Origin of the sequence: Pannonibacter phragmitetus, from assembly GCF_050510895.1 — a bacterium.
Lineage (GTDB): Bacteria > Pseudomonadota > Alphaproteobacteria > Rhizobiales > Stappiaceae > Pannonibacter > Pannonibacter phragmitetus_B.
This window is the reverse complement of record NZ_JBNINT010000001.1, coordinates 2,627,918-2,641,264: the sequence shown is the minus strand read 5'-3', so window position 1 is coordinate 2,641,264 and position 13,347 is coordinate 2,627,918. Positions and strand designations below refer to the sequence as shown.

The following is a 13,347-nucleotide window of genomic DNA, read 5'->3' as shown; positions in this document are numbered from 1 at the left end:
CTGCAGATGGTGATAAGGAAACTATCGAGTGACATACCCTGTCCCGCAAGGGAAGCCGAAAGCGAACATGAAATCAATGACCGAAGCGGAAAACCCCGGAAATGCGCCCTTCTGGAAAACAAAAACTCTGGAGGAAATGACGCAGGCCGAATGGGAATCGCTGTGCGACGGCTGTGCCCGCTGCTGCCTGAACAAGCTGGAAGACTGGGACACGGGTGCAATCGTATGGACCGATGTGGCGTGCGAACTGCTGGATGGCACGACATGCCGCTGCCGGGACTATGCGAACCGGACCGATACGGTGCCTGATTGCATCCAGCTGACGCCTGCTGAAGTACGGACGCTGACATGGTTGCCGCCGACCTGCGCCTATCGACTGGTCCGCGACGGGGAGGATCTGGCCTGGTGGCATCCGCTGATCTCAGGCTCGCAGGAGACCGTGCATCTGGCTGGAATTTCTGTCTCCGGCCGTACGGTGACGGAAGCGGGGATCGAGATCGAGGACTACGAGAACCATGTGGTCAGCTGGCCAGAGGAATGGCCGGAAGAAGCGCTGGAAAAGCCTGCGCAAGAGGTTTGAAACCTGCCGCCGGCCAGCACCTTGATATGCTGACCGGCGACTTTGACTACAGGTGAGCCCCTGCAAAGGCGGCAAGTGCCTGTATCTCGCCCTGGCGCAGTTCGTGGCCACCCTCATGCCACACCAGTTCCACGGCCGCCTTCTGGCCGGTGAACCAGTCTGCGAGCGACTGGGTGAGAGGCGCCGGGCAGATTGGATCACGCTGTCCGGCGGTGATCAGGACAGGCAGGCCGGAGAGGGCTGCATTCTCCTTCGGCGTGAAGGGAATGAGCGGATGCAGCAGCGCAATGGCGCTGAACAGGTCTGGCCGCTGGAATGCGGCACTCGCCAGAATGTTGGCGCCGTTGGAATAGCCATAGGCAAAGACCTTCGACGGTGCGAGGCGCGCCGTCTGATCCTCTATGAAGGCTATCATCCGATCAGTGCGGGCTGCGAGGTCCGCCATGTCGTAGACGCCTTCACCCGTGCGGCGGAAGAAGCGCAGTGCGCCGCCTTCCGACACGTCCCCCTGGGGTTGACGAGCGTGGCCTGCGGGAAAAGCTCCGCAGAAAGCGCCGCAAACTGACGCTCATCCCCGCCCGTGCCATGAAAGGCGAAAACGAGGGAGCAGGCGCCCCGCCGGGGGCGGGGCGCTCGTAAGTGGCGTAGAGTGCTGTAGTCATGTCAGCCCTCAAGTGAAACCAGCTGCTTTTCCAGATAAGGGCGCAGGTGGGCATGCTGGGTGGGAAGCTTGAGTGCTTCGCCCAAGTGTGCCGTGTCCTCATCCCGGTTGAAGCCCGGCTCGTTGGTGGCGATCTCGAACAGCACGCCACCGGGCGTGCGGAAATAGATCGCGTAGAAGTAGTCGCGGTCGATCACCGGCGTGACCTGATAGCCCGTGTCCATGAGGGCCTTGCGGACCTCCAACTGGGCGGCCCGGTCCTCCACCGCGAAAGCGATGTGGTGGACGGAACCGGCACCTGACACGGCGGGGGCAATCGAGGGCATGGTTTCCACATCGATCACATGGGCGCCATTGCCGCCGGGCACCACAAAGCGCTTCGCACCCTCAGCGGAGTCTGCCAGTTCATATCCCATGAAGCCGAGCAATTCCGCCGTTGCACCATCATCGCGAAGGCGCAGGCTGGTGGAATGGAAGCCGCGGATCGCCGCATCTTCCGGCACGCCGGCGGCGGTCCACGGCGTGCGGGCATCTCCGTCAACTTCGACGAGCGCGAAGGCATCGTTGTCGGGGCCGAAGAAATGGAGGCGCTTTTGGCCGAAGGATGCGTCTTCCAGCAGTCCGGCAGCACCTGCATCAGAAAGCCGCTTCTGCCAGAAGCCAAGGGAGCCCTTCGGGACAGAGAAGAGCGTCGTGCCGACTTCGCCCGTGCCCGGCCGGCCCTGACGGGCGCCAGGGAAGGGAAAGTAGGTCATCACCGTGCCAGCCGAACCGGTCTCGTCACCATAGTAGAGATGATAGACATCGGGTGCATCGAAGTTGACAGTCTTCTTCACGCGGCGCAGGCCGAGCACGCGGGTGAAAAACGCATTATTTGCCACGGCATCGTCAGCGATCGACGTGACGTGGTGCAGGCCTTTGATCTGCGTGATCATTTCCTATCTCCTGATCTCGTGCGGCGGGGCCACACTTCGTTCTGGAGTGAACATAGGCAGTGAACGGCCATATGATTAGCCGGTACAAACTTGGACTTATGTTCAGTGTATGTGAACAGTTTGCGTGGTGCAGCCTTACTTCGTGAAAGTCAGATCAACAGTTCCGACGATGATGCCATATTTCATGATGGTGGCGGTGTTGCGGACCGTGCGAGGGCCGGTCTGGGTGAGCGTGTCGTAAAAGCGCAACGCAACGCTGCCATCCTTCAAAGGCACTTCGACCGGATAGGTAAAGACGAGGCTGTTCCCCTGATAGCCGATATTGACCGGGGTCAACACATCGGAACGCTGTCCGATGTAGCGGTCTTCGGCAACCTTCTGGAAAAACCAGGTCTTGGTGTCCTTTTCTCCGTCATCGTAAATAAAGTCTTCACGTAGTCGCAGAGTGAAAGTCTTCGGGTCCCAGCTGCCAGTCAACTTGACCGTGAACTCGCGCCGGACACCGGCGATCTTGCTTTCGAATATGCCGTGTGCAGTGGTGGTGCCTCGAAAATAGTCTTCGAGCATAAATCGGCTTTGTGCTGGGGCGGTATTTATGGTGATAAAGCTTAAAATTAAGGTGAGTATTGCTGCCCTTACGGAAAAATTTGCCAAATCAATGAATGGTAATCTTGGTTTTGGTTGCATTTTCGACCTCCTAAACAAAAAATTTACGAAGAGATTTAGGGGTGGATCTGCTTTGTGTTCGTTTTTTTAGGCGTATAAGTATTTTCCCGTACTTATTTGCATTTGCTGGTCAGGATTTAATTAATTTTTGGGGGGATTTTCGAATGAGGCAACCACCCTTGCAACCCGCTCGGATTATGCAGGTTGAGGAACGGTTCTTTGAGGTGCTTCCCATGCTTACCCATATCTCGCTTTCCAAATCCAAACTCGACGCAATCGGGCGCTCGCAGGCCATTATTGAGTTTGACACTGAGGGGCGGATCATTTCGGCAAACCAGAATTTTCTGGATGTCATGGGGTATACGCTGAGCGAGATTACCGGCAAGTCTCATAGCCTTTTCGTCCCGGCTGAAGAGGTGAACACGCCGGCCTACAAAGACTTCTGGCGGGATCTTGCGGCCGGTAAATGGTCATCAAGGGAGTTCCGGCGCATTGCAAAGGGTGGCCGTGATGTATGGATCCAGGCGTCCTACAACCCGATTGTCGGCCGTGGCGGCAGGGTAACCGGTGTCATCAAGGTAGCGGCGGACATAACTGCCGCAAAACGCGCGGCGCTGGAGACCGGGAGCAAGCTCTCCGCCATCAACCGCTCGAATGCCATTATCGAGTTCGACCCGGATGGCACGATCGTTGATGCAAACGAGAATTTCCTGAGAACGGTCGGCTACCGCCTGGAAGAGATCAAGGGACGGCATCACAGCATTTTCATGCCTCCGGAAGAGGCTAAGAGCGCGAACTACCGGGCATTCTGGGATAACCTGCGCCAAGGGAAGTTTCAGTCCGGTGACTTCCACCGCTTGGGTAAGGGCGGGGCAGATGTCTACATTGCCGCAAGCTACAATCCCGTTCTCGATGAAGCGGGCCGGATTGTGAAGGTGATCAAGTTCGCCGTCGACCGGACCGAAGCCGTGCGACAGAGAATGGCACGCGAGCAGATTCAGAGGCAAATCGTTGCTGAGCTGGCGAACATCGCTGGTGAAGTGGATATCGCCAATGACCAGATCCGCGAAGTTTCGGCGGCATCTAACAACACATCGGATAATGTGCAGACCGTTGCAGCAGCTTCAGAGGAACTGGTGGCTTCGATTGCTGAAATCAGCCGTCAGGTGAACCAGGCCAGTGGAATCTCCGCGCAGGCGGCCGAAGAAGCAGCTCAGTCCCGCCAGATCATGGAAGGGCTGAATGCCAACTCGCAGAAGATCGGTGAGGTGCTTGAACTGATCGAAGCCATTGCCGGTCAGACCAACCTTCTGGCCCTCAACGCCACGATCGAAGCTGCGCGCGCCGGTGAAGCTGGCAAGGGCTTTGCGGTGGTGGCATCGGAAGTGAAGAACCTCGCCTCCCAGACCAGCAAGGCGACGGAGGACATTGCTGCACAGATTGCCTCGGTGCAAAGCTCCGCAGACCGGGCTGGAAATGCGATTGGCTCCATTTTGGCGACGATCGAGAGCATCCGGTCCATTTCTTCCACGATTGCTGCGGCTGTGGAAGAGCAGACGGCGGTGACACGGGACATCTCGCATAACATGCAGGCGGCCTCGACTGGCGTACAGTCGATCACATCCAGCATGGGTGATATCAGCAATTCCTCGGAACGGATTGCGCGTGCGACGTCTGAAGTGAGGGAAATGTCGCGCAGGATTGCCTGAGGCGGAGAGATTTGAGACCGGCCCGGACCTGGGCCGGTTTTTTGCTGCAAGAGAATAGGAAAATAATCCTTGACACCCGCACGCTGTTTGGATATGGTTTTGCCATGATCCAAAAGTGCGGCTGCGGCGCGCATTAGGTTCTGCTGGCAGTTTAGGCTGCCATGGACCAGTGAGGGATAGAATTCGGACGAAGATTTGGCGGGCGCCAGCGAGGGCTGGTTGGCCCGCTTTTTGTTTGAGCTGAGACCGGCGGGCAGCTGTTTGTCTGCGTGGGCTTTAGACGTGGTTTGAACACTCCGGAGATGACGGGATGACAGGGGATGCAGCGGCGGAGGAGCCGGGCAGGGCCGGGACACGTGCGTCTGCAGCGCGCCAGGCGATCCACAGTCGCAAGAGCAAGGCTTGCAGCGTTGAGGCGGGCGGTGAAGGGCCGGAAACTGTGGCACCAGCCTATCCGCCAGTGAGGCGCAGGCGGACGGCGAAAGGCTCAGCGGAGACTGTTGCGCCATCGCTGGATGCGGCGGCCTTCGCGGCGGCAGGGCCCGAGGCGCGGGGTGTGATGGTGGCGCGGCTCTACCGGGCCTTCGAGGCGCAGGTGGCGCAACTGGAAGAGCGGCTGGCGGGGCTGGCCAAAGGTGAGCTGAAGCTGACCGAGATGGATCAGGGCGCCAAGACACTGGCGAGCCTGGCCCGGACACTCGACACGCTGCTGGAATTGCATAGGGACCAGAGCGGGGAGGCGGATGAGACAGGCGATCCCGAACAGATGCGCGAGGAACTTGCGCGCCGCCTTGGCAGCCTGCCGGACGTCGGGGCGGATCGGCACGGTGCTGGACAGCCTGACCCCGGCGGAGATGGCTTTTCTGCTGCATGACTGGCCGACCTTCGCCCACGACCATCAGCTGCCGCCTGAGGGGGACTGGGGCATCTGGCTGATGATGGGAGGGCGCGGGGCGGGGAAGACGCGGGCGGGGGCGGAATGGGTGCGGGCGATGGCGCTGGGCCACCACTGGTGCGCGCCGCATGGACCTGCGGGCCGGATTGCGCTGGTGGGGGAAACCTATGGCGACGTGCGGGAGGTGATGATCGAGGGCGTCTCGGGCCTTCTCGCGATCCATCCCAAGGCGGAGCGGCCGCAGTGGAATGCCAGCCGCAGGCGCCTGGAGTGGCCCAATGGCTCCATTGCTCAGGCCTTTTCTTCGGAAGACCCGGAAGCCCTGCGGGGCCCGCAATTTGACATCGCCTGGGCCGATGAACTGGCCAAGTGGCGCCACGGCGAGGAGACTTTCGACATGCTGCAATTCGGATTGAGACTGGGGCTTCGGCCCCGGCAGCTTGTGACCACGACGCCGCGTGCCGTGCCCTTGCTGAAGCGCATTTTGGAGATGCCTGCAACGGTGCTGAGCCGGGCAGGGACGCGGGACAATGCGCTGTTTCTGGCTCCGGGTTTTCTGGAGCAGGTGGTGGCCCGTTATGCGGGCACGCGGCTGGGGCGGCAGGAGCTGGACGGCGAACTGATCGAGGACCGGCCCGGGGCCTTATGGCGGCGCGATCTGCTGGAGGCTTGCCGTGTGAACCGGGCACCGGAAAGTTTTGCCCGCATCGTCATTGCGATAGATCCACCAGCCAGCGCGACCAAACGGTCGGACGCCTGCGGTCTGGTGGTGGCAGGGATAACCGAAGCCGGGCAAGCCTATGTGCTGGGAGATCACAGCATGGCACAGGCGCGCCCTTCCGACTGGGCGGCGAAGGCGGTGGCGTTGTGGCATCACCATGAGGCGGATTGCCTGGTCGCAGAGGTGAACCAGGGCGGTGACATGGTGCGGGAGGTGATCCATGCGGCAGATCCCACCGTGCCGGTGAAGTCTGTGCGGGCGAGCCGCGGCAAGTTTGCCCGGGCCGAGCCGGTGGCGCTTTTCTATGAGCAGGGCCGGGTGCATCACGTTGGCACCATGCCGGAGCTGGAAGACGAGATGGCCGACTTTGGGCCTTCGGGGCTATCGAGCGGGCGCTCGCCGGACCGGATGGATGCGCTGGTTTGGGCGTTGACTGAGCTGCTCATGGGAGGGCGGGCAGAGCCGCGACTGCGGCAGCTCTAACCTCCTGCGCGAACTTCCGATCACTGAATCACAGTCTCAAGACGCTGACTCACCACGTGAAGACGGCGCAAAAAGAGTCTGAAATCATGAACTTGCGATGGCTTCTGGACTCATTTCGCAAGGCGCCTGCTGTTGAGGAGAAAGCTTCAAGAGCGGCGCCGGTGATCGCCTGGCAGACAGCAGGGCGGCCTGTCTGGAGCCCTCGTGACTATGGGGCTCTGTCACGCGAGGGCTATTGCCGGAACCCGGTTGTCTACCGGGTGATCCGAATGGTGAGCGAGGCAGCGGCGAGCGTGCCGCTGCTGCTATTCGAAAGGGACGAGGAGCTTGTGCGCCACCCGCTGCTGGAGTTGCTGGCGCGGCCCAATCCCGGGCAGAGCGGCCCTGATTTTCTTGAGCAGGTTTATGGCCATCTGCTGACGGCGGGCAATGCCTATATGGAACAGGTGCCGCTGGACGGGAGCCCCCGTGAGTTGCATGCACTGCGGCCTGACCGGGTGAAGGTGGTGCCAGGGGCGGATGGCTGGCCGGCGGCTTTTGACTACAGCAGCGGGGCAAAGACGGTGCGGTTGTCCGGCGATAGCGGAGGCGCGGGAGAGCCGGCCCAGGTGCGGCAGCTGAAGCTGTTCCACCCGTTGTCTGACCACTATGGCTTTGCCCCCATCGAGGCAGCGCAGGTGAGCCTCGACATTCACAATGCGGCATCTGGCTGGAACAAGGCGCTTCTGGACAATGCAGCGCGGCCTTCCGGTGCGCTGGTTTATGGCGCGGGGGAGGGAGTGAACCTCTCGGCAGACCAGTTTGACAGGCTGAAGGCGGAGCTCGAGGCGGGCTATCAGGGCGCGCGCAATGCTGGGCGTCCGCTGCTTCTGGAAGGGGGCTCGACTGGCGGCCCATGGGGCTGACGCCGAAAGACATGGATTTCATCGAGGCCAAGCGCGAGGCGGCACGTGAGATTGCGCTGGCCTTCGGGGTGCCGCCGATGCTGATCGGCATTCCGGGCGACAACACCTTCGCCAACTATCAGGAAGCCAACCGGGCCTTCTGGCGGCAGAGCGTGCTGCCAATGGTGCGCAGAACGGCGCTGAGCCTTTCTGCCTGGCTGGCGCCTGCCTTTGGCGAAGGACTGAAACTGGAGCCGGATTTGGATGCCATTGAGGCTCTTTCCGCCGAGCGTGAGGCGCTCTGGCGGCGAGTAGGGGAGGCGGACTTCCTGAGCCGGGACGAGAAGCGGCAGGCTGTTGGCTATGGTACGGAAGGCGATGAGGCTGGGGCATGAGCGGTGTGACTCAGGCGGTGATCGAACGGGGGACCTTGCCCATCTGGCGCTGTTCCTGTGGGCCGCCTCCGCTTCGGCGCTGGCCGTTGCGCTGCTGAAGGAGCTGACAGCCTGTAACCGGCGCTTCGGTGACTTCGTGGATGAGATCGACCGCCTGAATCAGATCTTCAACGATCGTGATGCGGGTTGAAGCGATGCAGGCAGAGCGTTGGAATGACTCACGGATCGGGCTGCACTCTGACGTCAGGTGAATGTGGCTGACGCGGCAGTCCGGATTCAGAATGTGAAGTTTCTGACGTGGCGTCAGAAATCCCTCGTCTGGAATCAGGCCGGACAAAAGAGGAAAGAACCTCATGACATTGCTGAGATTTTTGCGAGGGCGGGCGCCGGGTGCCCGCCGCGAGGGCTCGAGCTTGCCCAAACACGTGGCGAACCGCTGCCATCGCTTTGTTTTTGCAGCGTTTGTCTGCCGTCTGGCGCAACTGGGCGGTGCTGGTGAGCGGACCGGGCAAGGGAGGGCGTCATGACGGCAGGCGCCAAGCGCCTGGCCGCAGCTTCTGCCGGTGATCCTGCCTTGCGGATCGCGGGCTATGCCAGCCTGTTCAACCTGAGTGATGGCGGCGGCGATGTGGTGGCCAAAGGCGCCTTCCGCAGCGCGCTGGGCCGCCGGGGAGCATCCGGCGTCCGCATGCTGTGGCAGCACGACCCCTCGCGCCCCATCGGCATCTGGGACCGGATCGAGGAGGACCAGCTGGGCCTTTATGTGGCCGGGCGGTTGCTGACCGGACTGGAGCTTGGGCGGGAGGCCGCTCTGCTGATCACTGCGGGGGCGCTGGATGGCCTCTCCATCGGGTTCCGGGCGATCAAGGCCCAGAAGATGGCGGGGGTGCGCTGCGGCGGCTTGCCGAGATCGATCTTTGGGAAGTGTCGCTGGTGACCTTTCCGCTGCTGGATGCGGCGCGGCTGAAGCCCGTGCCGTCTCCGTCCTCTTTTGCAACTGGAGACGCATGATGGATTGCGAGATGAACGGCATGACGGTGGATCACGGCCTTGAGACCAAGAGCGCGCCGCCCTACGAGACCAAGGCGGGCGCTGCTCCGTCCGTCTCCGGCGAGCATCCACTGAACGAGATGTATGCGGCCTTTGCGGCTTACCGTGAGGCCAATGAGGAGCGGCTTTCCGATATCGAGCGGCGTGGCTCGGCCGACGTGCTGACGCTGGAGAGGCTGGACCGGCTGGATACGGCGCTGGATGCCACCCGCCGCCGCCTTGACGAGCTGTCGCTGAAGAGCCGCCGTCCAGAGTTGAGCCACAAGAGCTTTGAAGGCAGCACACAGGTGCTGGAGCATAAGGCGGCCTTTGAGAGCTACATGCGCTCTGGCCGTGAAGAGGGATTGCGGCCGCTGGAGGTGAAAGCCATGTCCATCGGTTCTGATCCCGACGGCGGGTATCTTGTGCCGGAAGAGACGGAAGCAGGCATCCTGAGCCGCCTCGCTGCGGTTTCGCCGATCCGGGCAATTGCGGGCATCCGGCAGGTTTCGTCGAGCATCTTCAAGAAGCCCTTCGCCATCTCCGGCCCGCAGACCGGCTGGGTGGGAGAGACTTCGGCACGGCCGCAGACGGCAGCTCCTACGCTGGCTGAGCTGACCTTCCCGGCAATGGAGCTCTATGCCATGCCGGCGGCCACTGCTTCGCTGCTGGAGGATGCGGCGGTGAACGTAGACGAGTGGCTTGCCGAGGAGGTGGAGACCGCCTTCGCCGAACAGGAGGGCGCGGCCTTCATCAATGGCGACGGGGTGAACAAGCCGGTTGGGTTTCTCTCGGTGCCGCGTCTTGCGGACAGTGGCTGGGCGTGGGGCTCGCTCGGAACGCTTAACACCGGTGTCAATGGTGGTTTCGCAGCCAGCAGCCCGGGGGACAAGCTGATCGACCTCGTTTATGCGCTGAAGAGCGGCTACCGCCAGAACGGGCGCTTTGTCATGAACCGCAGGACGCAGGCGGCCGTGCGCAAGATGAAGGATGGTGAGGGCAATTACCTCTGGCAGCCGCCTGCGAGCGCAGATGCGCCGGCAACATTGCTGAACTTCCCCGTCAGCGAGGCCGAGGCGATGCCGGATATTGCCACGGGAGCGGCGGCGATTGCCTTTGGTGATTTCCGCCGCGGCTATCTGGTGGTCGACCGGACTGGCGTACGCATTTTGCGCGATCCCTATTCTGCTAAGCCTTACGTCCTGTTCTACACGACCAAGCGCGTTGGCGGTGGCGTGCAGGACTTTGCGGCGATCAAGCTGCTGGTGTTCTCCGCCTGAGGGCTGGCTGAACTGATGAGATGAGAATGGGCCGTCCCGGCAGACTGGGGCGGCCCTTTTTCTTGCCCGCCCTTTTCCTGTCCGCCTGGCGGACAGCGCTATTTTTCCGAGGACGAGATGACCCATGTGGTGACGGGCCCGCCTGCTGTGGAGCCGGTGAGCGTGGCTGAATTGCGGGCGCAGGTGCGCCTTGTTCACACGCAGGAAGATGCCCTGCTGGAGCATTACATCAAGGCGGCGCGCCAGCACGTAGAAGGCCTGACGCGGCGGGCACTGATCACGCAGACGCTGCGTCTGATGCTGGATGCCTGGCCGGCCGGGCGGGCCGTGCGTCTGCCGGTGGGACCGGTGCAGGATGTCTTGTCGGTGAGCCTGATGGACGGCGACGGGATGCCGCAGCCTTTGCCTGCCAGTGCCTGGCGGTTTTACCGTGGCTCCGAACCGGGGAGCCTCAGGGCTGCTCCGGGAATGGGGCCTGTTGAGCCGGTGAATGGGATCCAGATCGAGTTCATCGCCGGCTATGGGGCTGATGGTTCTTCGGTGCCTGAGCCTCTGCGGCAGGCAATCCTGCTGTTGGCGGCGCACTGGCACGACAACCGGGAAGCCTCCGTCGAATTTGGCAACGGCAGCATGCCACAGGCGCTGGACCGGCTGCTCTCCACATACCGTCTGGTGCTGTTGTGAGCGGCGCAGGGGATCTGCGCTGTCTGGTGCGGCTGTGGAAGCCTGGGCGGACGGTAGATGCCGGTGGCGCTGTGCAGACAAGCTTTGAGGACATTGGTGCAGACCACGCCGCGGTGCGGCTGCGCAGGCAGACAGAGCGGGCAAGCGATGCGCGTGCTGACGGTGTGGCGACGCATGAGATCCGCTTGCGCCACAGGGAGGACATTGGCGGGGGATGGCGCATTGCGGACGAGGCGAAGAGCTACCGGGTGCTGGCGGCGGCGGACCCTGACGGGCGGCGGCGCTGGACGCTATGCCTGTGCGAGGAGGAAGAGGCATGACCAGCGAGATGGCCTTGCGCGATGCGCTGATTGCCCGGCTTTCCGGCGATGCTGACCTGACGCTGATACTCGGTGCCGGGCACGTCCATGACGGGGCGCCGCGCAGTGCAGCCCATCCCTATATGACACTTGAAGGCATCACATCCCGGCCGCTGGCAGGCGAGCCCGACGATGGCATGGAGCATCAGGTGGTGCTGGCGCTTTACTCCCGTGCGGACAGCCGCGACGAGGCGGTGAAAGGCGTGATGGCAGCGGCGGCGGCGCTTTTCGGTTCCAGCCTCAGCTTGAGCGGTTGGCACCTGGCTGATCTGCGGGCGGTGGAGACCTCCAGTGAGCGGCTGAGAGACGGACGGAGCTGGCGAGCGGCCCTGCGGCTGCGCGCTGTGACAGGTCCGGAAGACTGACGGTAACACCTTCAACGGCAAGGAGCGCGCAATGGCAGCGCAACGTGGACGTGACCTTTTGCTGAAGCTCGGCACGGGCAGCGGCAATTCCTTTGTGACCCTGGCTGGGCTTCGGGCCCGCAAGATCGCGCTCAATGCAGCAACGGTGGACATCACCAATGCGGATAGCGCCGGGCGCTGGCGCGAATTGCTGGCGGGGGCTGGCACCCGCAGTGCCAGCATTTCGGGCTCAGGGCTTTTCCGGGATGCGACTGCAGACGAGACAGCGCGGGCGCTGTTTTTAGCGGTGAGATCCGGGCCTTTCAGGTGGTGATCCCGGATTTCGGGACATTGCAGGGCCCATTCCAGATTACGGCGCTGGAATATTCCGGACAGCACGACGGGGAGGTGACCTATGAGATCGCGCTTGAGTCGGCTGGTGAACTGGCCTTTGCGGCACTTTGAGAGGATTGGCGGCGATGACGAACCGGCTGAGAGGCGAAATCAGCGCCATGCTCGACGGGCGGGAATGGACGCTCGTGCTAACACTGGGTGCGCTGGCGGAGCTGGAGGCGGCCTTTGCCTGCGAGGATCTGCAGGGGCTGGTGGAGCGCTTCGCCAGTGGACGGCTGGCGGCACGGGACATCATCCGGGTGCTGGGAGCTGGTCTGCGCGGTGCGGGCAACAGCGTGTCTGATGAGCAGGTGGCGATGATGCGGGCGCCCGGTGGTGTGGCCGGATTTGCAGCCATTGCAGCGGATTTGCTGCGGATCACCTTTGGTGCCGCCGATGAGACAGCGGAGGCAGCCATGGGCATCGCGCGCCCTTGAGAGGCGGCACGGGGCAAAAGATGCCGCCGGCCGGGGCCGGGGCGTTTCCATGGGAGGCGGTGCTTCATGCCGCCATGGGACGCCTCGGCTGGAGCCCGGCTGAAACCTGGGCCGCGACGCCGCTTGAACTGGCCTTTGCGCTGGGCCTTCGCCGGGGCGCGGGCAGCCTCAACCGCCGGGGTCTTGAAGCGCTGATGCAGCGTTTTCCCGATGAAGGAGGAACTGGATGGCAGACGACAGCCTGATTGGCGCGGGGAGCTCAGATCTCGACCGCATGGCGCAGCAGATGCAAGACATGCAGAGAACCGCGGGTGACTTTTCACGAGTGTTGAATGCGGGGCTTCGAACGGCGGTGGCCAGCGGCAAGTCGCTGGATAGCGTGATGAAGTCGATGGTGCTGAGCCTCTCGTCGCGGGCGCTTTCCAATGCGCTGGCACCACTGACAAGCCTGGCAGGCAATGCGGTGAGCGGCCTGCTTGGGTCTGCTGCTTCAAGCGTGGCAGGCGGTGTGTCCGGATTATTCAGCTCCGGAGTATCGCTGTTTGCCGACGGAGGTGTGGTGTCCTCACCGACCTTTTTCGGCCATGGCAGCGGGCTGGGGCTGATGGGGGAGGCGGGAGCGGAGGCCATTTTGCCCCTACGGCGCGGCGCTGACGGGCGGCTGGGGGTGGCTGGGCCTGCTGGCAATGGCGGTGGAACAGTGGTCGTGAACGTGACCACGCCGGATGCGCCAAGCTTCCGAAGGTCAGAGGCGCAGGTCTCGGCAATGGTGGCCCGCGCCGTCGGACGGGGACGGCGCGGGCTCTAACACCGGCTTGAAGAGGAGGGGCTCAATGGCCGGTGTTCCCGGGAAGCATTGGCCGGTCAGGTGAGGTACCGGACCGGCCAATGC

General features: G+C 62.6%; 15 protein-coding genes and 3 pseudogenes. 15 read left to right on the top strand and 3 right to left on the bottom strand.

What is annotated here, in order from left to right:
- Positions 1-76 precede the first annotated feature (76 nt).
- On the top strand, positions 77-580 hold the full coding sequence (locus tag ACQB61_RS12500; protein WP_430514363.1) for a YcgN family cysteine cluster protein: 504 nt from the start codon (positions 77-79) through the stop codon (positions 578-580).
- Between the two features lie 46 nt (positions 581-626).
- On the opposite strand, the pseudogene ACQB61_RS12495 reads toward ACQB61_RS12500, so the two are convergent.
- The 3 genes and pseudogenes from ACQB61_RS12495 to ACQB61_RS12485 form a co-directional block, all read right to left on the bottom strand.
- A pseudogene (locus ACQB61_RS12495) lies at positions 627-1,237 on the bottom strand (alpha/beta hydrolase); the annotation flags it as partial.
- 6 nt (positions 1,238-1,243) lie between these two features.
- Entirely contained in the window at positions 1,244-2,176 is a 933-nt protein-coding gene (locus tag ACQB61_RS12490) for a VOC family protein (RefSeq protein ID WP_430512872.1), read from the bottom strand.
- 135 nt (positions 2,177-2,311) lie between these two features.
- Positions 2,312-2,743, bottom strand: coding sequence for a DUF3833 family protein (locus ACQB61_RS12485; RefSeq protein WP_430512871.1), 432 nt, complete (start codon positions 2,741-2,743; stop codon positions 2,312-2,314).
- Positions 2,744-3,075: 332 nt separating this feature from the next.
- Between ACQB61_RS12485 and ACQB61_RS12480 the strand changes: the two genes are divergently transcribed.
- The 14 genes and pseudogenes from ACQB61_RS12480 (at position 3,076) to ACQB61_RS12415 (ending at position 13,263) form a co-directional block, all read left to right on the top strand.
- Positions 3,076-4,551 (top strand): methyl-accepting chemotaxis protein, encoded by a 1,476-nt coding sequence (locus ACQB61_RS12480; protein WP_430512870.1) that lies wholly within the window; start codon positions 3,076-3,078, stop codon positions 4,549-4,551.
- Between the two features lie 310 nt (positions 4,552-4,861).
- Entirely contained in the window at positions 4,862-5,425 is a 564-nt protein-coding gene (locus ACQB61_RS12475; RefSeq protein ID WP_430512869.1) for a hypothetical protein, read from the top strand.
- Positions 5,406-6,650 (top strand): DNA-packaging protein, encoded by a 1,245-nt coding sequence (locus ACQB61_RS12470; protein ID WP_430514362.1) that lies wholly within the window; start codon positions 5,406-5,408, stop codon positions 6,648-6,650. The genes ACQB61_RS12475 and ACQB61_RS12470 overlap by 20 nt, the downstream gene beginning before the upstream one ends.
- 86 nt (positions 6,651-6,736) lie before the next feature.
- Positions 6,737-7,929, top strand: a pseudogene (locus tag ACQB61_RS12465) (phage portal protein).
- Complete coding sequence (locus tag ACQB61_RS12460) at positions 7,913-8,119, top strand: hypothetical protein (RefSeq protein WP_430512868.1); 207 nt, start codon at positions 7,913-7,915, stop codon at positions 8,117-8,119. Before ACQB61_RS12465 ends, ACQB61_RS12460 begins: the two are co-directional and overlap by 17 nt.
- A gap of 333 nt (positions 8,120-8,452) precedes the next feature.
- Positions 8,453-8,866 (top strand): HK97 family phage prohead protease, encoded by a 414-nt coding sequence (locus ACQB61_RS12455; RefSeq protein ID WP_430512867.1) that lies wholly within the window; start codon positions 8,453-8,455, stop codon positions 8,864-8,866.
- 85 nt (positions 8,867-8,951) lie between these two features.
- Positions 8,952-10,238, top strand: a complete 1,287-nt coding sequence (locus ACQB61_RS12450) for a phage major capsid protein (RefSeq protein ID WP_430512866.1) — start codon at positions 8,952-8,954, stop codon at positions 10,236-10,238.
- Positions 10,239-10,355: 117 nt separating this feature from the next.
- A complete protein-coding gene (locus ACQB61_RS12445; protein ID WP_430512865.1) occupies positions 10,356-10,922 on the top strand; it encodes a head-tail connector protein in 567 nt (188 codons plus the stop codon).
- Positions 10,919-11,242, top strand: coding sequence for a phage head closure protein (locus ACQB61_RS12440; RefSeq protein ID WP_430512864.1), 324 nt, complete (start codon positions 10,919-10,921; stop codon positions 11,240-11,242). The genes ACQB61_RS12445 and ACQB61_RS12440 overlap by 4 nt, the downstream gene beginning before the upstream one ends.
- A complete protein-coding gene (locus ACQB61_RS12435; protein WP_430512863.1) occupies positions 11,239-11,646 on the top strand; it encodes a DUF3168 domain-containing protein in 408 nt (135 codons plus the stop codon). The genes ACQB61_RS12440 and ACQB61_RS12435 overlap by 4 nt, the downstream gene beginning before the upstream one ends.
- Before the next feature lie 31 nt (positions 11,647-11,677).
- Positions 11,678-12,090 (top strand): annotated as a pseudogene (locus tag ACQB61_RS12430) (phage major tail protein, TP901-1 family).
- A gap of 14 nt (positions 12,091-12,104) precedes the next feature.
- Positions 12,105-12,455, top strand: coding sequence for a gene transfer agent family protein (locus ACQB61_RS12425; RefSeq protein WP_430512862.1), 351 nt, complete (start codon positions 12,105-12,107; stop codon positions 12,453-12,455).
- Positions 12,456-12,475: 20 nt separating this feature from the next.
- Entirely contained in the window at positions 12,476-12,700 is a 225-nt protein-coding gene (locus tag ACQB61_RS12420) for a phage tail assembly chaperone (protein ID WP_430512861.1), read from the top strand.
- Positions 12,682-13,263: a phage tail tape measure protein gene (locus ACQB61_RS12415; RefSeq protein WP_430512860.1), complete on the top strand. Its 582-nt coding sequence runs from the start codon at positions 12,682-12,684 to the stop codon at positions 13,261-13,263. The genes ACQB61_RS12420 and ACQB61_RS12415 overlap by 19 nt, the downstream gene beginning before the upstream one ends.
- The last annotated feature ends 84 nt before the right edge of the window (positions 13,264-13,347 follow it).